Source organism: Dysgonomonas termitidis (genome assembly GCF_042654545.1).
In the GTDB taxonomy this organism is placed as follows: Bacteria; Bacteroidota; Bacteroidia; order Bacteroidales; family Dysgonomonadaceae; genus Dysgonomonas; species Dysgonomonas termitidis.
In genome coordinates this window covers 17,611-37,986 of record NZ_JBHSGN010000071.1, presented here as the reverse complement: position 1 = coordinate 37,986, position 20,376 = coordinate 17,611, and the positions used below count along the sequence as shown (strand labels likewise).

The following is a 20,376-nucleotide window of genomic DNA, read 5'->3' as shown; positions in this document are numbered from 1 at the left end:
CTACCTTTAAGCATGCGTAAGATAATCCATATCGACATGGATGCCTTCTATGCTTCAATCGAACAACGCGATAATAAAGAGTATAGAGGAAAACCTTTGGCTGTAGGATATTCAGGGCCGAGGGGAGTTGTTGCTGCGGCAAGTTACGAAGCAAGGAGGTACGGAGTGCGTTCGGCGATGGCCTCCAAAACCGCATTAAGGAAGTGCCCTCAGTTGATATTCGTGCCCGCCCGTTTCGACGTCTATAAATCTGTATCCCGGCAGATAATGGGAATATTTCACGAATATACCGATCTGGTCGAACCCCTGTCTCTCGATGAGGCCTTTCTGGATGTAACCGAAAATCATAAGAATATTCCATCTGCGACACAGATAGCACAGGAGATCAAACAAAAGATATTGAAAGCCACCCGTCTAACCGCTTCAGCCGGAGTATCGTTCAATAAGTTCCTTGCAAAGATAGCTTCAGACCAAAATAAGCCGGACGGATTATTTGTTGTCAAACCAAAAAATGCAGAGCAGTTTGTTGAAACATTAGCTATCGAACAATTTTTCGGAGTAGGTAAAGTCACAGCTAAGCGGATGCACCAATTAGGTATAAAAAACGGATGGGATCTGAAGCAATGTTCCGAAAATGAATTAGTAGGCGCCTTCGGCAAAGCCGGACATATTTATTACCAGAATGCACGGGCTGTGGACGACCGCCCGGTAGAATCGCAACGGATAAGAAAATCTATAAGCTCTGAAACTACCTTTGAGCACGACATTGACAATGTGGAAGAACTGGCTGTAATCCTGGATGAAGTTGCCCGTGATGCGTTTCACGACATTGAAAAAAAGAAATTCAAAGCACGGACAGTAACCTTAAAGATAAAGTACGCCAACTTTAAGACTATCACGAGGAGCAAGACCTTTCCCGCATCCGTTGCAGATTATGAATCCTTTTACCAAGCCGGCTTCGAACTCCTGCAAAATGTGGATTTGTCACCTAAAGTAAGATTGATAGGTCTTGGACTGAAGAACAATGAAGACGAGATGGGATGGGGTGAGGCCATCCAGCTACGCATCAATTTCGAAGATCAAAGTTAAACTACATCGCCAAAACAAAATATTCTCTCGAAAATCCTTTCACATATTGGGATAAGTCCTTATTTTTGCGGTAATGAAACTAAAAAAGAAAGGGGCACATAGCAACAGGACAAAACATCTTCTTTTTTCACTCAACGAAGAAGAATATGCTCTCATCTCCTCTTATATAAAAAAGTATAAGATTGCCAACCGTTCCCGCTGGTGCAGGGAGACTCTTATTGCTCACGTCCTGAAAAGTCTGGATCAGGATTACCCTACGCTTTTCGGTGAAAATGAGATGCGCCGATGACTTCTATCCTCAACGACGAACACTATATGAAGCAAGCCTTGAATGAGGCTCAAATTGCTTTCGAAAAGAACGAAGTGCCCATCGGTGCTGTTATTGTATGCCAAAACAGAATTATTGCACGTGCCCACAACCTGACAGAAACTCTCAATGACGTCACCGCACATGCCGAAATGCAGGCGATCACTGCCGCAGCAAATTTCCTTGGAGGCAAATACCTGACAAATTGTACGTTGTATGTCACATTAGAACCTTGCCCGATGTGTGCCGGAGGGCTCCTATGGTCGCAAATACCTAAAATAGTCTACGGGGCTAAAGATGAAAAGAAAGGATACACACTTTTTTCACCGAATATACTACATTCCAAAACAACCATAATATCAGGAATACTGGAAAAAGAATGCGCTTCGCTGCTAAAAGAATTCTTCAGGCAGAAAAGATAACCTGTCTTCTTCTCATAATAAAAAGAAATTCTTAACATTTATTTTGACATGCCGATGCAACATGGCATACTAATTGCGCATCTAATATATGTGAGCAAAATTATTAAATTAATCAACCAAATTTATTAAGTAAAAAAATGAGAAAGTATATGAAACTATTTTCAGCACTGATTCTATCTACTGTCTTAGCCTTAGGATTCCCTTCATGCCTTGATGATGACGGTTATTCCCTTGGTAATTTCTGGGAAGACATAGTGACAGTTCAAAAGATAGATGACAATACTTATTCCTTCGTACGGGATAATGGTGACAAATTGTGGGTTGCTGCTCCTGTAGGTCTTAACCTGAAACCTAAGTACGACAGAGCGATAATAAACTATACCATCCTGTCTGATGAGAAAGATGGTTACGACCATTATATCAGACTAAATGATTTTTATGACGTACTGACCAAAGGCGTTATTTATATAGCACCCGACGATCAGGCAAAACAGGACAGTATAGGAAATGACCCGATCAAAGTATATTCTGTTTGGGAAGGAGGCGGATATCTTAATTTCAACTTCGGATACAACACCGGGGAAAAAGAACCGCATATGATTAACTTGATATCGGCAGAACCGGACTTATCGGTAGACAAAGATGTTGTAAAACTGGAGTTCAGGCATAACATAAACGGGGATGAACCATCACGATATCCGGTAAAAGGCTATGTAAGTTTCGATCTTACACCTTACAAAATCGCAGGACGTGACAAAGTTACATTTGAGATAACATCCAAAGATTTTGGTGGAGAAACAAAAACATTCAAAATAGAATACAAATACACAGTGGACGAACCACTGGATGAATAAGCAAATACATACTAACCTGAATATTTATTATAATATTCTTTTTGATTTCCTTTCTAAAAAGAGAGCTCGTGAGAGTTCTCTTTTTAATTTTATACAAGGCTCCCGTTTATTTGGAATGAATCCAAATATCCGGGTCCATACAACGGGCAAAAGATTTTCTTTCCTTACAAAATACAAATTCTGAATAGTTAATAACTTTTTCTCCCTCATACTACCTGATATTCTATTAAAAAGATGTATTTTTGTTCATATCAGATTTTTCTATAAATGGACAATTCAAAAGTGAAGGAACAAGTCAAAAGCGAGTTTACAGACTATCTCGGTCTGCACAAACATCGTAAAACCCCTGAAAGATATGCCATACTTGAGCATATCTATTCTACGAAAGGACACTTTGACATGGATTCTTTATATAATGCCATGAAACAATCCAGCTTCAGAGTCAGCCGTGCTACATTGTATAACACTATAGAATTGCTTCTGGACTGTGGCCTGGTCGTAAAACATCAGTTTGGGGCTAATGTATCCCAATATGAGCGGGCATATGGCAATGAGAATCACGATCATCTGATCTGCCTGAATTGCGGGGAAGTGAAAGAACATAAAAACGGGAATCTCTTCACACCCACCCAGCAAAAAAAGCTGCAACGATTCAAGATCAGCTACTACAGCATGTATATATATGGCATATGCAATAAATGTATACGGGCAAAAAAAGCAGAAGAGAAAAAGAATAAACTAACAGAAAATAAAAATACACGTATTAAAAAGAAATGAAAGTAGATGTATTGCTAGGTTTGCAATGGGGCGACGAAGGAAAAGGTAAGATCGTGGATGTGCTCACACCCGACTATGAGATTGTAGCCCGTTTTCAGGGTGGGCCAAATGCAGGGCACACACTGGAATTCGAAGGAAAGAAATATGTCCTTCGCTCTGTGCCTTCAGGTATTTTCCAGGGAAACAAAATCAATATCATAGGAAATGGTGTTGTACTTGACCCCGCTTTGTTCAAAGGAGAGATCGAGTCATTGGAATCATCCGGCCATGATTTAACAAAGCGCCTTCTTATCTCCAAGAAAGCACACCTTATACTTCCGACCCACCGCTTGCTCGACGCCTGCTACGAAGCAGCCAAAGGAGATTCCAAAATAGGCACTACCGGTAAAGGTATAGGACCTGCATATACGGATAAAATCAGCAGGAATGGCCTGCGTGTAGGTGATATACTCCACAATTTCGAAGAGAAATACAATACCGCCAAATCTAAACATCTGAGAATATTACAGCAATACGGGCACGATACCAGTGCGCTGGCTGAAATAGAAAAAGAATGGTTTGCAGGTGTGGCGAAGCTGAAAGAGTTTACATTCATTGATAGTGAGCACTATATCAACAATGCAGTAAAACAAGGAAAGAAAATACTGGCCGAAGGCGCTCAGGGAACAATGCTCGATATAGATTTCGGGTCATATCCTTTTGTGACATCGTCCAATACCATATCGGCAGGAGCATGTACAGGACTGGGGATAGCACCACAGTCGGTAGGTGAAGTGTACGGGATATTCAAGGCATACTGTACCCGTGTGGGCAGCGGCCCGTTCCCGACCGAATTATTCGATGCCACAGGAGATAAACTGCGTGAATTGGGATTTGAATTCGGCTCCGTAACAGGGCGTCCACGCCGTTGCGGATGGATAGACCTGGTAGCTTTGCGCTATGCCATTATGATAGATGGTGTTAGCCAGCTGATAATGATGAAAAGCGATGTACTGGATACATTCGAAACCATCAGGGCGTGCATCGGCTACGAAATAAACGGAGAAAAAGTAACGGATTTTCCGTTCGAGGCAGATGACAGAATCAAGCCGGTCTATGTAGATATGAAAGGATGGCAAGCAGATATGACAAAAATGCAAAAGGAGGATGAATTTCCTGCCGAATTCAAGCATTATATTTCCTTTCTGGAAAAAGAACTGGAAGTACCTATCAGAATAGTATCGTTAGGGCCTGACAGGGAACAAACTATTATAAGGTAATTAAACCCTTTTTAAGGATATAAAGTGTGCCAACAAACATTATTGGCACATTTTTTGTTTCATATATCATAAAAAGAATATTCACAAAAAGATATAAATATGTATATAGGTTGGATTATATTGATATTAGTAGGGATAGCCAGTTTTGCCGTTTCGCAAATGCTGAAAAGTAAATTTAATAAATACTCTAAAATCCCTTTGACCAACGGGATGACCGGACGGGATGTAGCCGAAAAGATGCTTCACGACAACGGCATATATGATGTCAAAGTAGTTTCTACCCAAGGAATGCTTACCGACCACTATAACCCTGCCAATAAGACTGTAAACCTGAGCGAAGGCGTTTACGCCAGCAACAGTGTAGCCGCGGCCGCGGTAGCCGCTCATGAGTGTGGACATGCCGTACAGCACGCACATGCCTACGGACCGTTGAAAATGCGTTCGGCTCTGGTACCTGTTGTCAGTTTCGCTTCATCATGGGTGACATGGATAATTCTTGCGGGAATTATCTTTATACAAACATTCCCTACCCTCATCTGGATAGGCATTGGCCTTTTCGCCCTGACTACCATATTCAGTTTTGTTACATTACCTGTAGAGATCAATGCCAGCCAGAGAGCTTTGGTATGGCTCAATACAGCCGGCGTAACCAACATAAACAATCATGACATGGCTAAAGACGCCTTGAAATGGGCGGCTTATACATATGTTATTGCAGCAATAGGATCTTTGGCTACGTTACTTTATTACATTATGATAGCCTTAGGTGGCAGACGTAATTAACTGAAGGGAACAATTTATAAATTACAAAAGAGTGGTCTTTTTCCGGCTACTCTTTTTTTATCATAAATATTCCGTAATAAACAGGATTATATATCTTTGTACATTTCGAAACTATTCTATAAAGTCTGAATGAAACCGATCATGTTTATAATAATTTTCATCATATACCTTTTAGCAAACTTTTATGTTTTCCACCATATATGGATGGCAATGCCCCCGAATACTATCGGACGCATTACACTTCTTTCATTCGGGGTGATAGCAGTTTCCTCCTTTTTCATATCTTTCCTGGCCGGAGACGCATTGCCTGTATGGATGACATCTTTTTTATACAAGGTAGGTACTGCCTGGTTTTTCATTCTCTTGTATTTTCTCATCGTAATGGCAGTAAAGGATTTATTCGGTCTTACCAACCGGCTGCTTCATTTTATGCCAAGCGATGCGATCACCCGCTATACAAAAGAAAATTGGGTAGGGCTGGGCTTTATGGTAGGCTTCATCACCTTGCTGATGATTTGCGGATATCTGAAATACCAATGGAAAGTCCGTGTTGAACTGCCTGTACAGATATATAAAACTCTGGGAGATTCTACATCCGTTAAACCTTTACGAATAGTTGCCATTAGCGACCTGCATCTGGGGTACGGTATAGGGAAAAAGGAATTCGAGGAATGGGTAAATACGATAAATGCCGAGAAGCCGGACATTGTACTCATTGCCGGAGATATTATAGATAATAGTGTGCGCCCACTAAACGAAGGCAACTTTGCCGAAAGTTTTCATAAAATAAAAGCTCCGCTGGGAATTTACGCATGCCTGGGAAATCATGAATTTATCAGTGGCCTCAAAAACAGTCTCGACTTTTATGAGAAAGCAGGTATCCATCTGCTGCGCGATACCGCCGAATTGGTCGACAACAGTTTTTACGTCATAGGGCGCGACGACAGGTCGAACAAATGGCGCAAACCATTGAATGCATTAGTAGACAGCCTCGACAAGTCAAAGCCGCTTATCCTGCTCGACCATCAGCCTTATAATCTCGAAGAAACTGAGGCATACGGCATTGATCTGCAAATATCAGGGCATACCCATCAGGGACAAGTATGGCCTATTTCGGCAATCACCAATGCGATATACGAAAAAGACCATGGCTTTGTAAAAAAAGGGAATGCCAATATATATGTCAGCTCGGGTATCGGTATCTGGGGAGGTAAATTCCGTATCGGAACACAATCGGAATATGTGGTCATCGATTTAAAAACAAAGGAATGAGAGTATTTTTTAATGCGATAATTGTACAGATATTTCTCAGCGCCTATATTTATTGGCGTGGCTGGCAGGGACTGCCAGATAAGAAATATATTAAGATCCCCTATGCATCCATCTATATTGCCGAACTGGCAATTTATTTCATGGGATTCTTTACCTCCGGGACAGGTTTGTTACCTTTCGATGCCTTGCACAGTTTTGCATGGATAGGGACTACATGGATGCTTTTCACCATATATATGACTATTTTGCTGTTATTATACGATTTGGTAAAATATATCAATGGCAGGAAAAAAATATTCGCTCTAGATCTGAAAGCAAAAAAGCCCCGGTTGATTTACTTTTGTGCCTCCCTCCTATGGGTTTGCTGTGTGATGGGTTATGGCAGCTATCGCTTCCACAATCCGGTCGTAACAGAGATGAACCTGACCGTTGACAAACATTCGCCGAATGTAAAAGACCTACGCATTGTAGTTGCCACAGATATTCATGCCGGATACCTCATCGATAAGAATATCATATCCATGTATGTGGATAAGATTATGGAGCAGAAACCGGACATTATCCTGCTGGTAGGCGATATCATCGACTATGATGTAAAATCACTGTACGAACAACGGATGGAAACCGAATTTCTGCGTCTGAAAGCCCCATATGGAGTTTACGCTTCTACAGGAAACCACGAATATATCGACTTGGGCGAGGAAAAAGATGAAAAAATACTTTGGCTGAGTAAATACGCAGGACTTACAGTCTTACGGGATACAACAATACTGATTGCAGATTCGTTCTATCTGGTCGGCCGTGAAGACGATAAGTGCACGACCAGAAAAGATTTACCCGAACTCATGCAGGGCGTAAACAAAGATCTGCCAATCATTGTAATGAACCACGAACCCCACCGCCTGTACGAAGAATCCGACGCCGGAGCGGATATAGCTGTATTCGGACATACGCATAACGGACAGTTCTTTCCTGTAAATACGATTATGTCCATATCCTCAGCGATATATAACACCGGCATTATACCCGAACACCTGAAATACAGGTCGATGTACGAGATACCATACGGATATAAGAAAAAAGACAATACGCATATCTACGTATCGTCAGGGCTCGGCCTTGCGGGACCTCAGTTCCGGATAGGCACTATATCCGAGATTGTGGTTTTGAATGTGAAATTTGAAAAATGATATCTAAGGTCTCAGACCTATTTATCAATTTCTTAAAATTAAATATAATAAGCAGTCAGATTGAAATAATATATCCTAAATACTATCTTTTACTTATCTTTAGCTATGCTAAAATCGCTTTATATTAAAAATTATGCACTGATTGACAGTCTCGAGATAGATTTCGAGCCGGGCTTCTCTGTCATTACGGGAGAAACGGGTGCAGGAAAATCAATCATACTGGGAGCCTTGTCACTTATTCTGGGACAAAGAGCCGACATTAAAGCCATCAAACAAGGCGAAAGTAAATGTATTATCGAAGGGGCTTTCGATGTATCGGCCTATGACCTCAAAGATTTTTGTGAGGAGAAAGGCATCGAGTACGACCCGCACAGCTATATCCTGCGAAGGGAAATACTTTCCACAGGAAAATCACGCGCTTTTATAAACGATTCACCCGTAGGACTGAACGACCTGAAAGAACTGGGTAGCCAACTGATAGATATACATTCGCAGCATCAGAACCTGTTATTATCAGACAGCCGTTTCCAGATGCAGGTAGTGGACGCATTAGCCGGTAATAAAGCCTTATTGAAAGAATACCAGCAGGCTTTTCATCAATATAAACAGGCTGAAAAAGCTTTGGCTGAATTACGAGATGCTATCAGAAAGAATAAAGAGGAAGAAGATTACCTCCGCTTCCAGTATCAGGCGCTACACGAAGCTGCCCTCACCGAAGGAGAACAGGAAGAACTGGAAGCCGAACAGGAGACTCTAAACCATGCCGAGGATATAAAATCGGCGTTGTACAAGATACATACATTGCTGTCGGAAGACGAAAGAGGCATTGTGGCAGCTTTGAAAGAAAGCCTGAATACATCATACTCGCTGGCTAAAGTATATCCTAAAACGGAAGAAATTTCCCAACGACTGGAGACTTCTTATTTAGACCTCAAAGACCTGTCTTCGGAACTGGAACGTTCTGCCAACGATATAGAGTTCAACCCGGAACGACTGGCCTATATCGAATCGCGGCTCGATTTGATTTATTCATTACAAAAAAAGCATCATGTGTCTCTGATATCGGGCTTACTGGAATTGTATGATGAACTGGCGCAGAAACTGGAGGAAATAGAATCTTCCGACCAGCAGGTTGAAACTTTGGAAAAGGAAGTTTCTGAAAAATATGATAAGATGCTCACCCTGGCGAAAAAACTGAGTGACCATCGTAAGGCAATTACAACAGAGCTGGAAAAAGGACTGGTAGAGAAAGTTGCGAACCTGGGCATGCCGAATATCCGTTTCAAATGCGAGGTCACAGCAGAAGAACATCCTAACATATACGGAACCGACAAGATACTATTCCTGTTCTCGGCAAACAAAAATGCACCATTACAACCGGTTGCCGATGTGGCTTCGGGTGGTGAAATTTCCCGCCTGATGCTTTGCCTCAAGTCTATGATTGCAGGAGCAACAGCCCTGCCGACTATCATATTCGATGAAATAGACACAGGTGTATCAGGCGAAATAGCCGATAAGATGGGACAGATCATGCTCGATTTCGGAAAAAGCATGCAGGTAATCGCCATCAGCCACCTGCCACAGATAGCTGCGAAAGGTAAAACACATTATAAAGTATATAAATCGGATAATGAACTATATACCTCGACCCATCTCGACAGGCTGGATAATGCGGAGAGGCTGGAAGAGATAGCTCGGATGTTGAGCGGTTCTACCGTAACGGACGCGGCAATACAAAACGCTAAGGTAATGTTGGGGTTTTAGCCCCCTAAATCCCCCAAGGGGGACTTACAGAGAGTAAAAGATAAGTAGAGTAGGCGAAAAGTAACAACGTAAAAGAGTAAAAAAAAGTGTTACTTTTGTTACCTTTTTTAATAGTTACAAGTTACTTCGCCCTGCGGGCAGTTACGAGTTACAAGTTAGTTAACTGTTCACTGATATGTGTTACCTTTGTTACCTTTTAAAGCCCCTGATTGAGGTAACATTATTCCCCTTATGGGGGTCGGGGGTTGTTGACAAATATGGAAATTCCTTTTCTCAACCTAAAACGGGAAAACGAGCGCTACACATCCGAAATACGGGAAGCTGTGTCGCGCGTCATAAACTCAGGCTGGTATATTCTGGGAGAGGAAAAAAACAGCTTTGAAAATGAGTACGCCACCTATTGCGGAGTAAAGCACTGTATAGGGGCAGGCAATGGGCTCGATGCTATCCGCCTGATACTGATGGCCTATATGGAGCAAGGTGTGATGCAGAAAGGGGATGAAGTAATTCTCCCTGCCAATACGTTCATTGCAACGGCTCTGGCCGTATCTCAGTGCGGGCTTATACCGGTTTTTGCCGATTGTGACATTACAACTTACAATATTGCTCCTGAATCTGTAATAGAAAAGATTACATCCAGGACAAAAGCAATTATAGCCGTCCACTTATACGGGCAAATTGCAGCGATGGATCAACTAAAGCAAATAGCAAGGCAACACAATCTGAAACTGATAGAAGACGCGGCACAGGCACAGGGGGCAATATACAATGGCAAGAAAGCCGGAAACCTCTCCGACGCGGCGGCATTCAGTTTTTATCCTGTGAAAAATCTTGGCGCTCTAGGTGATGCAGGGGCTGTGACGACTGACAATGAAGACCTGGCGCGAATCGTCCGCAGCCTGTCCAATTATGGCTCCGACAGGAAATATATGCATGAATACAAGGGGCTGAACTCCCGCCTCGATGAGATGCAGGCAGCAATATTGTCAGTCAAGCTAAAACATCTGGATAGAGATAATCAAAGGCGGAAAGAGATTGCAGCCTATTATTCCGAAAATATCAAGAATGTAAATATTATATTACCGGACAATAAAGATGGTAAAAGCCACGTTTTTCATTTATATGTGATCCGGACAGACAACAGGGAGCAGCTTCAGCTATTTTTAAGCGACAAAGGCATCCAGACGCAGATACATTATCCTATAGCAATACATAAACAGCCTGCATATTCCGTATCGGCAGGATTAAATTTACCTGTAGCGGAACAGTTGCAGGATGAAGTATTGAGTTTGCCGCTATATGCATCATTGACTGATGACGAACTGCACCGGATAGTAGAAGCTCTGAACAATTATTAAAGGGAATGAAAGAGAAATTCGTTTTTTTGCGAAAAGCCTGTATCCAACACTTTTTCACCTCTGATTTAGTGGAAGAAATGAATAAATATCCTGATTTTTAACAATGGTTTTCCATGATGGATCAGAAACTAATTAAAAAAGATGAAAAAATCAACATTTTCCTTTTGTAAAAACACTTGCGCATATATATTTGTTATATATTTGTATACTAATTATAAGTAAATAGTGATATCGAAAATAAATTTCTAAGTTGATTAAAAACACAAAATTTCTGGCAGCGTAATGACACTAACACCCCTAACCTCCATTTCACCGATAGATGGACGTTATCGTAATAAAACAGAAGAACTAGCTAATTATTTTTCAGAATATGCATTGATTAAATATCGTGTATTAGTAGAGATAGAGTATTTTATCGCACTATGTGAATTACCTCTCCCTCAATTGAAAAATATAGACAAGGCTATTTTTGGAAAACTGAAGAATATTGTAACCGGTTTTTCAGAAAGTGATGCGATGCGTATCAAGGATACTGAAAAAATTACCAATCATGATGTAAAGGCAGTCGAATATTTTATCAAGGAAGAATTTGATAAATTAGGTTTGCAGGAATACAAAGAATTTATACACTTTGGCCTCACATCCCAGGATATAAACAATACCTCTATCCCGCTTTCGATAAAGGACGCATTGAACGACACCTATTATCCGATGCTTGAGGAGCTTATCGCCAAACTAAAAAAACAGGCAAACGAATGGGCAGATGTGGCCATGCTGGCTAAAACGCATGGACAACCAGCCTCTCCTACCCGCCTGGGCAAAGAAATAATGGTATTTGTGAGCAGGCTCGAAGGCCAGCTGCAACTACTTAAAAGTATCCCTTTATCCGCTAAATTCGGTGGAGCAACAGGGAATTACAATGCGCATAATGTAGCTTACCCGTCGTATGACTGGAAAGCGTTCGGAAATAAATTCGTATCGGAAAAACTGGGACTTGTCAGAGAGGAATGGACGACGCAAATATCGAACTATGACAATCTGGCTGCGGTCTTCGATGCCCTGAAACGAATTGATACTATAATGATCGACTTGAACAGGGATTTCTGGCAGTATATCTCGATGGAATATTTCAAACAAAAAATTAAAGAGGGGGAAATAGGCTCATCGGCTATGCCGCATAAGGTAAATCCAATCGATTTTGAAAATGCGGAAGGAAATCTGGGAATCGCAAATGCCATTTTAGAGCATTTGTCTTCTAAGTTACCCATATCCCGCCTGCAACGCGACCTGACTGATTCCACAGTCCTGCGAAACGTAGGTGTGCCTGTGGGGCATATCATAATAGCTATACAGAGTACACAGAAAGGTTTGGATAAATTGTTATTGAATAAAGATGCCTTATATAACGATTTGGAAAACTGCTGGGCTGTTGTAGCTGAAGGAATTCAAACAATCTTGCGCCGTGAGGGATATCCAAAACCATACGAAGCGCTGAAAGCCCTTACCCGTACCAATAATACAATTACGGCCGAATCGATCGCCGAATTTATTAACGGCCTCGATGTAAGTGAAACCGTGAAAAATGAATTGAGAAAAATTACACCGCATTCATACACTGGTGTATAAAATGAACTTAACCGTGAGGTTATAAAACTAGTATTTGTATATTATTTAAACAAAAAGGAAAAAATGGTGACAGACAATGGAAATGACAGAGAAAGCCGGGATGGCTACTCATCATCAGAAAACAATGCAAACGGGTCAGAACCTGTGAAAAAGAAGCGCGCGCGCGTAGGTGATCTTCGCAAACAAGCTTATGATGTGAATACAGACCGCGACTCCAGGGATCGGAATCCTTATAAAACCGGTGGTGACAGACAAGACCGCCAGGGTAACTCTTATAATTCAGAAAGACCATCCAGGCCTTCTTATGATAGGAATGAAGGCGGAGAACGCCGTTCGTACGGAAACAGTTCGTATGGGAATCAGAACCGTCAATCCGGGGACAGAGGTGGATATTCCGACAACAGGGGTGGTGGAAATTACTCCGACAACCGAGGCGGTGGAAACTACTCTGGAAACAGAGGTGGTGGAAATTACTCCAATAACCGAAACGGAGGAGGTGGTTATTCTAATAACAGAGGCGGATACTCGGGCGGAGACAACCGCTCATCATACGGCAACCGTGACAACAGAGGTGGCGGTGGTTATGACCGTCGTCCTGCCGGAAATCGCGACAGCAGAGGTGGCGGTGGAGGTTACGGCTCATCTTCAGATGGTATAAAGAAACTGGTGAAACCGGTTAAGTATAAAGAAAATATCGACCCGAATACACCGCTGCGGTTAAATAAATATCTGGCTAACGCCGGAGTTTGTTCCCGTCGCGAAGCCGATGCTTATATTACATCAGGTGTAGTCAAGGTAAACGGTGAAGTCGTAGACCAACTGGGAGCCAAAGTTACCCGTGGAGACCTGGTAACATTTCAGGATAAGCCGGTACGCCTCGAAAGTAAGGTATATGTTCTTTTGAACAAACCGAAAAATTGTGTAACAACATCAGATGACCCTCAAAACCGTTTGACTGTTATGGACCTGGTAAAAAATGCCTGTCCGGAACGGATCTATCCGGTTGGCCGTCTCGACAGAAACACTACAGGTGTACTGTTACTTACCAATGACGGAGACCTGGCATCTAAGTTGATGCATCCGAAATTTAAGAAGAAAAAAATATATCAGGTGACACTCGACCGCGATGTAGCTATCGAAGACATGCAGGCTATTGCCGATGGCGTAGAACTTGATGATGGTGAAATACATGCCGACTCAATCGCATATCAGGCAGAAGATGTGCTGAACGTCGTAGGTATTGAAATACACTCGGGACGTAACCGCATCGTACGCCGCATATTCGAAAAACTTGGCTATCAGGTAATGAAACTGGACCGTGTATATTTTGCCGGCCTTACCAAGAAAAATGTATTACGCGGAAAATGGCGCTACCTGTCGGAAAAAGAAGTGAACATGCTTCGTATGGGAGCATTCGAATAAATTATAAATTATAAGTTATGAGTTACTTCGTCCTTCGGGCAGTTATAAGCTACAAGTTTTTCTTTGCTTTGCGCCGTTTATGCGTTAGCCAGCTTGTAACCCGTAATTTGTAACTCGTAACTCGTAACTAATTGATAAAAATGGAGAGTATTCGCAGAACAAAGATTGTAGATTTGTTTAAAGACCCTCAATTTGGGTCTGTAATTGATGTAAAAGGTTGGGTGCGTACCATCCGTGGTAATAAATATGTAAACTTCATCCACCTGAATGATGGATCGACAATCCATAATCTGCAGATTGTAGCCGATGTACAAAAGTTTGGAGAAGATTTCTTCAAGCCGGTAACTACCGGATCCTGTATACATGTTACAGGTACATTGGTAGAATCGCAAGGTAAAGGGCAAAGCGCAGAAATACAAGCTGATTCGATAGAGATATATGGAACAGCCGACCCTGAAACATACCCTTTGCAAAAGAAAGGGCATTCTCTGGAGTTCTTACGGGAAATAGCATATCTACGTCCACGGACAAATACATTCGGTGCAATATTCCGTATCCGTCACCATATGGCCTATGCCATACATAAGTATTTCAACGACAAGGGGTTCTTCTATTTTCACACGCCGATAGTAACAGCCTCTGATGCTGAAGGCGCGGGATCAATGTTTCAGGTGACGACCCTGGACTTCAATAATGTTCCCCGTACAGAAGGCGGACAGGTAGACTATTCGCAAGATTTCTTCGGTCGCCAGACAAACCTGACTGTATCCGGACAGCTTGAAGGCGAACTTGGAGCGATGGCCCTGGGTGCTATATATACATTCGGTCCTACGTTCCGTGCCGAAAACTCCAATACTCCCCGCCATCTGGCTGAGTTTTGGATGATAGAACCGGAAGTTGCATTCTATGATATCCATGACAATATGGATTTGGCGGAAGACTTCCTGAAATATCTGATCCGCTACGCTCTTGAGCATTGTAAGGATGACATCGCATTCCTCAACGAGATGTTCGACAGGGAACTTATCGAACGTCTAAACTTTGTCACAGCCAATGACTTCGTCCGCCTTACTTATACTGAAGGCGTGGAGATATTGGAAAAAAGCGGGCACAAATTCGAGTTCCCAGTATATTGGGGGGCAGACCTCCAGTCGGAACACGAACGGTATCTGGTAGAGAAGCATTTCAAACGTCCTGTTATCCTGACCGATTATCCAAAGGAAATCAAATCGTTCTATATGAAGCAGAATGAGGATGGAAAAACAGTGCGTGGTATGGATGTCCTGTTCCCTAAGATCGGGGAAATCATCGGAGGATCAGAACGTGAGGCTGATTATGAAAAACTCATCAACCGTACTAAGGAATTGAATATGCACACAGATCCTATCTGGTGGTATCTGGAAACCCGTAAATTCGGGACGGCTCCTCATGCCGGATTCGGACTGGGATTTGAACGCCTTATACTGTTTATTACAGGTATGGCTAACATCCGAGATGTAATACCTTTCCCACGGACACCGAATAACGCTGAGTTTTGATATTCAGAATAATAAAATAGAAGAGCAGCCGGATTAATCCGGCTGCTCTTCTATTTTAGCCTTATATCACCTCATACAGGTACACGGTCCAGTGAGAGGTTTCATAGTTGTCAAATATTTTGAGAAGTTTTAGCCTGGGATTATTCACGGTATTTATCTTTACTGCCGAAAGGATATATTGCCCCCCCAGTTCTTTTATAACATCATAATTGAATTTCAGATGCTGTATTTCGGGTAGGTTATTATCGTATGACAAATCATTCGAACCAAATTCCGATGTATATGCATAACACCGTGACCCCCATGCATCAAAGAATACATTCCAAGTCTTATCCAGTTCCTTTTCTATGATCTTTCTGAATTGTATTTTATAAGACAATGGGTAACTAGCGGAAAACCCGTCTAATGTATAGAATCCATTATAAAGAGAGACTGCCGGATTCAACCAAACGCTTAATACCCTATACGATGACGGATCTTTCCCTATAAATGTACTGATATCATTAAACTGTTCTTCAGCATAGAATTTCTGATAAGTAGGATCAGACTGATTTTGTAAATATGGTTGTTCTTTAATGACATAGCCTAATTGTATCAATAACATGGCAAAGACAAACCATTTCCCCCATTTAATCTTCTCATTTATATAATATAAAGACATGGCAAAAACAATAGACCATGCTATCGGATGCAGCCAATAGAACCGGCGCATATCGATAGGGAAAATCCGGTTCATGGCGTTTATCAGCCTTGCTATTTTATCCGATTCATATACCCCATAGAAAATGCCTGTAAGTAAAAGAAAGATAAGAACACCTATGAACAATTTATTTACATCTTTCTTTTTTAGCATTATAACCAATGCCAGTAATATAGGAATCAGCATAAATAGATGTAGGCTAATGGCGTGTCCATATTGATCACTATTCATAAATATGTGCCTTATTAACCTTATAACTTCTTTCATATTCACCCCATAGGTGTGGAACTGAGAGCGATGTGAAACATAATCGGGATCATAGAAAAACGAATAAAACAATGGTAAGTGGCTTACCACATACATCAAACTAAGAAAAGCCATAGACAAGAAAAAGTAAGTATTGAACTTCTTATTCTTTATCCAATCGAACAGAAACAGGCAAGCCATAATCAATAATAGAAAGAAACCTGTCAATACAGCAGATGAATAGAACCCGTAAATAAGCAGCATTAACCAATTTCCGGGACGGATATCACCTTTTTTTATATTGAGGAAAGCCAGCAAAGCCATAGGGACTCCCGACACGGTAGCCATATATGACCAAAAAGGCAATAAACCGAAAAGGACAGATACTATTACGGGTATATACGGAGAGGTACCCTGGGGTAGAAAATGCTTCTTGAGAAGAAAATACATTCCTAAAAATCCAACTAACGCCATCAGATATTTGTTGAACACATATCCCCAAAACATGCCAAATAGTTGAAACCACACAAGGCTTATATCATATGTCCCATAGACCGAAGAATGCGGAATTCCATTCATCATCTGGTGAACTGTAGCACCGGGAGGGAGAAATATACCTCCTTGTTCCAATACCATTTTTGCCCAAACGACATTCGAATCCAGATTATCAAAAATAGGCACCTGGATATTTTCCCCACAGAAAACATAGGGCAGAAAGAACATTGTTATTATCAGGACTCCGGCAACAAGTAATATTCTCTCATTGGAAAACAGAATAAGAAGACGTTCTTTTTTCATTATGCCAAAGACTGTTTTATTTCATTTATTATTGTCTGCATATCTGTATCTGTCAGTTCATAATAGAAAGGTAAACGCACAAGAGTATCTGTATATCTATCAGATTGAGACAGAGAGCGGCCATCGTGCTTATTCTTATAATATGGACTGGAATGTAAACTCAAATAGTGAAAAACACTGAGTATATCTTTTGATTTAAGATATGCAATCAGTTTAGATCGTTGCTCCACATCTTTACAAACCAGATAAAACATATGGGCATTATTTGTTGAATAATGCGGTTTTACAGGCAGGGCTATTTCATTAGCTACAGCAAAATCTTTCAGTCTCTCATAATATGTCTGCCATATCTTGATTCGTTTTTTCTGTATATCCTCCAGGTTTTCTAACTGTGCCCATAAAAATGCAGCAATAACTTCCGATGGCAGAAAAGAACTACCGACATCCACCCAGCCGTATTTGTCAGTCTCTCCTCTGAAAAAAGCAGAGCGGTTTGTTCCTTTTTCCCATATTATTTCGGCTCTTTGTTCAAATTGTCGGTCGTTAACAACCAGCATTCCTCCTTCTCCTGATATGATATTCTTTGTCTCATGAAACGAGAAAGCGCCTAAATGCCCGATTGATCCGAGTGCTCTCTTTGTCCCGTCTTTTCCGATATAATAATTATCGACAGCCTGCGCAGCATCTTCTACAACAAATAGGTTGTATTTTTCTGCCATCCCCATTATTTTATCCATATCGCAGGCAAATCCTGCATAATGAACCGGCACTATCGCTTTAGTTTTAGGTGTTATAAGTGCTTCTATTTTTTCGGCATCTATATTAGGATGGTTCTCCATAGAGTCGCAAAATATAATCTTTGCCCCCCTCAAGACAAATGCATTTGCCGTACTTACAAATGTGTATGATGGCATTATGATTTCATCGCCCGGCTGTGTATCTATAAGTATAGCAGCCATCTCCAAAGCATCGGTACACGAAGTCGTGAGAAGGCATTTATTAAAACCATAATGCTGTTCAAAAAAAGAATGACACTTTTTTGTAAATACTCCATTCCCGGAGATCTTTCCGGTAAATACAGCCTGATATATATAATGGGCTTCTTTGCCGGTTAAGTACGGTTTGTTGAAAGGTATCATAAATTGATATTATTTAAGCCAAAAATGGTATATATTGCTTATCCTATTTACAGATAATCCACACCGTTCGTAAAAATGACAAGCTCCCTTATTATCAAACTGTGTGGCAACCTCTAATACAGGTAATCCTTCATTACCCAGATATTTCTTTACTGCGTCGATTAATAATTTGCCATAACCTTTGCCTTGTACCGGTTCATCTGTCGCTATAAGACCTATTTGACCATATTCAGGATATTTTTTCACTGTTATAAATCCAATAATGCAATCATTCTCATACGCAACGAAAGTCTTATCTGCAATACGTTTTGTAAGAGAATTCCTAATCCAAGTCTGATAAAAATACTGAAAGTCTGCTTCCGTAAAATGCGAATCCAGCTTATACCGTGAATACGCCCCACTCAGATAGCCTAAATGAATTAATACCGGGTCAGGCTCTATATCTGTATACTCCTTTACTGAAAGCGGAACATCTTGCTCAATCTGTGTAGAACCTGAAAAAACGACTTTCCGGTCAACAAGAGTACCTTGGAACTCATTCAATAATACACGTTCTACATAAAAAGATTCGTTTCCAAAACAGTATATCAGATCGTAGCCATCCTGTGTCGCCTGCTCTAATAATATAGGTAAACTACCAGTATCTTCATCCTCCGGACAATTTATTCTACCTATTTTTTTCCGGAAAAAATTAGAATCCCATTCCAGATATTCAATTTTCATTATCTTTCCCTGTTGAATTCTCAACATTCACCTCTTTTGCAATAACATATATAGGCCTGTTCTTTACTCCTTCGAATATTTTCCCTATGTAAAGCCCTACAATACCTAATGTTATAATTATAATACCTGACAAAAACCAAACAGATATAATCAAACTTGTATAACCCAACACAGTTATACTTCCTGATATCCATAATATCAATGTATATATGGCTGCTATGATAGATAAAAAAGAGATAAAGACTCCTGCCTTTACCGTCAGTCTGACAGGCTTGTCGGAATATGCAAGAATTATATCTAAAGATAAATTCAGTAGTTTCCTGAGGTTATATGACGTTTTCCCTTCATACCGGGAACTATGTTCTACCTTAACTTTAGTCTTTTTGAATCCGACCCAGTTGACCATCGTCGGAAAATATCTGATGGATTCACGCATTGAGCAAACAGCATCAATAGCCTTTTTGCTGTAAATACCAAAGTTTGCCACACTTCTATCCTGTTTCACACCTGTGAGATACGACAATACTTTGTAAAATAAGGATGATGAAAGGCGTTTCAGGAAAGTATCCTGCCGTTCATGACGTTCTGCAAGAACGACATCATATCCTTCTTTTGCCTTATTATATAAGCCAGGGATCTCTTCGGGCTGATCCTGCAAATCACAGTCCATAACAACGATCCAATTCCCGGAGACATGGTCCAATCCCGCCGTAATGGCATAATGCTGGCCGAAATTCCGGCTTAACTTTATACCAATAACTCTTTTATTGTCCTTTGCTATTTGTTCTATTACTTCCCATGAATTGTCCGGCCCGCAATCTTCGACTAATATGATCTCATAATCGGAAGTTATTTTAGTCACGGATTTTTCTATCCGCTCCACTAATAGAGGAATGATTTTCTCTGCGCGATAAACAGGGCTGACAATTGATATCTTCATTTAAACCTTAATGTTAAAGTTTTAGTTAAGTAATTCAAGCTGCGATTTAAATCTTAGAAAAATTATCAAAAGAACATAACCGGGAGCGCTCTATTATCCGTTTGTCTCTAATATATCTATATAATAATATAGATCAATTTTGTAGAATTTTTGAATTCTCAATCAAATC

The 20,376-nt window shown here is 40.9% G+C and carries 19 protein-coding genes; 14 read left to right on the top strand and 5 right to left on the bottom strand.

Features of this window, described 5'->3' with window-relative positions:
* Positions 1–12: 12 nt before the first annotated feature.
* From dinB to ACFO6W_RS11055, 7 genes are all read left to right on the top strand, one after another.
* Positions 13–1,089 carry a DNA polymerase IV gene (gene dinB / locus ACFO6W_RS11085; RefSeq protein WP_379996353.1) on the top strand — a complete coding sequence of 359 codons (1,077 nt, stop codon included), beginning with the start codon at positions 13–15 and terminating at the stop codon, positions 1,087–1,089.
* Positions 1,090–1,162: 73 nt separating this feature from the next.
* Positions 1,163–1,378, top strand: a complete 216-nt coding sequence (locus tag ACFO6W_RS11080) for a hypothetical protein (RefSeq protein ID WP_379996351.1) — start codon at positions 1,163–1,165, stop codon at positions 1,376–1,378.
* Positions 1,375–1,818, top strand: a complete 444-nt coding sequence (locus ACFO6W_RS11075) for a nucleoside deaminase (RefSeq protein WP_379996349.1) — start codon at positions 1,375–1,377, stop codon at positions 1,816–1,818. The genes ACFO6W_RS11080 and ACFO6W_RS11075 overlap by 4 nt, the downstream gene beginning before the upstream one ends.
* A 149-nt stretch (positions 1,819–1,967) precedes the next feature.
* Positions 1,968–2,672 (top strand): NigD1/NigD2 family lipoprotein, encoded by a 705-nt coding sequence (locus tag ACFO6W_RS11070; protein ID WP_379996347.1) that lies wholly within the window; start codon positions 1,968–1,970, stop codon positions 2,670–2,672.
* Positions 2,673–2,939: 267 nt separating this feature from the next.
* Positions 2,940–3,449: a Fur family transcriptional regulator gene (locus ACFO6W_RS11065; RefSeq protein ID WP_379996345.1), complete on the top strand. Its 510-nt coding sequence runs from the start codon at positions 2,940–2,942 to the stop codon at positions 3,447–3,449.
* Positions 3,446–4,708, top strand: a complete 1,263-nt coding sequence (locus tag ACFO6W_RS11060) for an adenylosuccinate synthase (protein WP_379996342.1) — start codon at positions 3,446–3,448, stop codon at positions 4,706–4,708. The genes ACFO6W_RS11065 and ACFO6W_RS11060 overlap by 4 nt, the downstream gene beginning before the upstream one ends.
* Before the next feature lie 99 nt (positions 4,709–4,807).
* The gene (locus ACFO6W_RS11055) at positions 4,808–5,491 is read left to right on the top strand and encodes a zinc metallopeptidase (RefSeq protein ID WP_379996340.1); all 684 of its coding nucleotides are present in this window, start codon (positions 4,808–4,810) and stop codon (positions 5,489–5,491) included.
* Positions 5,492–5,673: 182 nt separating this feature from the next.
* Here the strand turns inward: ACFO6W_RS11055 and ACFO6W_RS11050 are convergent, their stop codons facing one another.
* Positions 5,674–5,850, bottom strand: a complete 177-nt coding sequence (locus ACFO6W_RS11050) for a hypothetical protein (RefSeq protein ID WP_379996338.1) — start codon at positions 5,848–5,850, stop codon at positions 5,674–5,676.
* A 22-nt stretch (positions 5,851–5,872) separates the two neighbouring features.
* On the opposite strand from ACFO6W_RS11050, the gene ACFO6W_RS11045 reads away from it, so the two are divergent.
* The 7 genes from ACFO6W_RS11045 (at position 5,873) to asnS (ending at position 15,661) form a co-directional block, all read left to right on the top strand.
* Entirely contained in the window at positions 5,873–6,763 is an 891-nt protein-coding gene (locus ACFO6W_RS11045) for a metallophosphoesterase (RefSeq protein ID WP_379996336.1), read from the top strand.
* The gene (locus ACFO6W_RS11040; protein ID WP_379996334.1) at positions 6,760–7,953 is read left to right on the top strand and encodes a metallophosphoesterase; all 1,194 of its coding nucleotides are present in this window, start codon (positions 6,760–6,762) and stop codon (positions 7,951–7,953) included. The genes ACFO6W_RS11045 and ACFO6W_RS11040 overlap by 4 nt, the downstream gene beginning before the upstream one ends.
* 105 nt (positions 7,954–8,058) lie before the next feature.
* Positions 8,059–9,717 carry a DNA repair protein RecN gene (gene recN, locus ACFO6W_RS11035; RefSeq protein WP_379996332.1) on the top strand — a complete coding sequence of 553 codons (1,659 nt, stop codon included), beginning with the start codon at positions 8,059–8,061 and terminating at the stop codon, positions 9,715–9,717.
* Between the two features lie 257 nt (positions 9,718–9,974).
* Positions 9,975–11,075 carry a DegT/DnrJ/EryC1/StrS family aminotransferase gene (locus tag ACFO6W_RS11030; protein ID WP_379996330.1) on the top strand — a complete coding sequence of 367 codons (1,101 nt, stop codon included), beginning with the start codon at positions 9,975–9,977 and terminating at the stop codon, positions 11,073–11,075.
* Between the two features lie 282 nt (positions 11,076–11,357).
* A complete protein-coding gene (gene purB, locus ACFO6W_RS11025; RefSeq protein WP_379996328.1) occupies positions 11,358–12,701 on the top strand; it encodes an adenylosuccinate lyase in 1,344 nt (447 codons plus the stop codon).
* Positions 12,702–12,764: 63 nt separating this feature from the next.
* Complete coding sequence (locus ACFO6W_RS11020; RefSeq protein ID WP_379996326.1) at positions 12,765–14,123, top strand: pseudouridine synthase; 1,359 nt, start codon at positions 12,765–12,767, stop codon at positions 14,121–14,123.
* 140 nt (positions 14,124–14,263) lie between these two features.
* Complete coding sequence (asnS, locus tag ACFO6W_RS11015; RefSeq protein ID WP_379996324.1) at positions 14,264–15,661, top strand: asparagine--tRNA ligase; 1,398 nt, start codon at positions 14,264–14,266, stop codon at positions 15,659–15,661.
* Between the two features lie 61 nt (positions 15,662–15,722).
* Here asnS and ACFO6W_RS11010 read toward each other — a convergent pair whose 3' ends face one another.
* From ACFO6W_RS11010 to ACFO6W_RS10995, 4 genes are read right to left on the bottom strand one after another with little or no spacing between them, the layout of a single operon-like run.
* Positions 15,723–17,405 carry a DUF6044 family protein gene (locus tag ACFO6W_RS11010; protein WP_379996322.1) on the bottom strand — a complete coding sequence of 561 codons (1,683 nt, stop codon included), beginning with the start codon at positions 17,403–17,405 and terminating at the stop codon, positions 15,723–15,725.
* Positions 17,405–18,544: a dTDP-4-amino-4,6-dideoxygalactose transaminase gene (gene rffA / locus ACFO6W_RS11005; RefSeq protein WP_379996320.1), complete on the bottom strand. Its 1,140-nt coding sequence runs from the start codon at positions 18,542–18,544 to the stop codon at positions 17,405–17,407. Before rffA ends, ACFO6W_RS11010 begins: the two co-directional genes overlap by 1 nt.
* A 9-nt stretch (positions 18,545–18,553) precedes the next feature.
* Positions 18,554–19,267: a GNAT family N-acetyltransferase gene (locus tag ACFO6W_RS11000; protein WP_379996318.1), complete on the bottom strand. Its 714-nt coding sequence runs from the start codon at positions 19,265–19,267 to the stop codon at positions 18,554–18,556.
* Positions 19,257–20,207 carry a glycosyltransferase family 2 protein gene (locus ACFO6W_RS10995; RefSeq protein ID WP_379996316.1) on the bottom strand — a complete coding sequence of 317 codons (951 nt, stop codon included), beginning with the start codon at positions 20,205–20,207 and terminating at the stop codon, positions 19,257–19,259. Before ACFO6W_RS10995 ends, ACFO6W_RS11000 begins: the two co-directional genes overlap by 11 nt.
* Positions 20,208–20,376 lie beyond the last annotated feature (169 nt).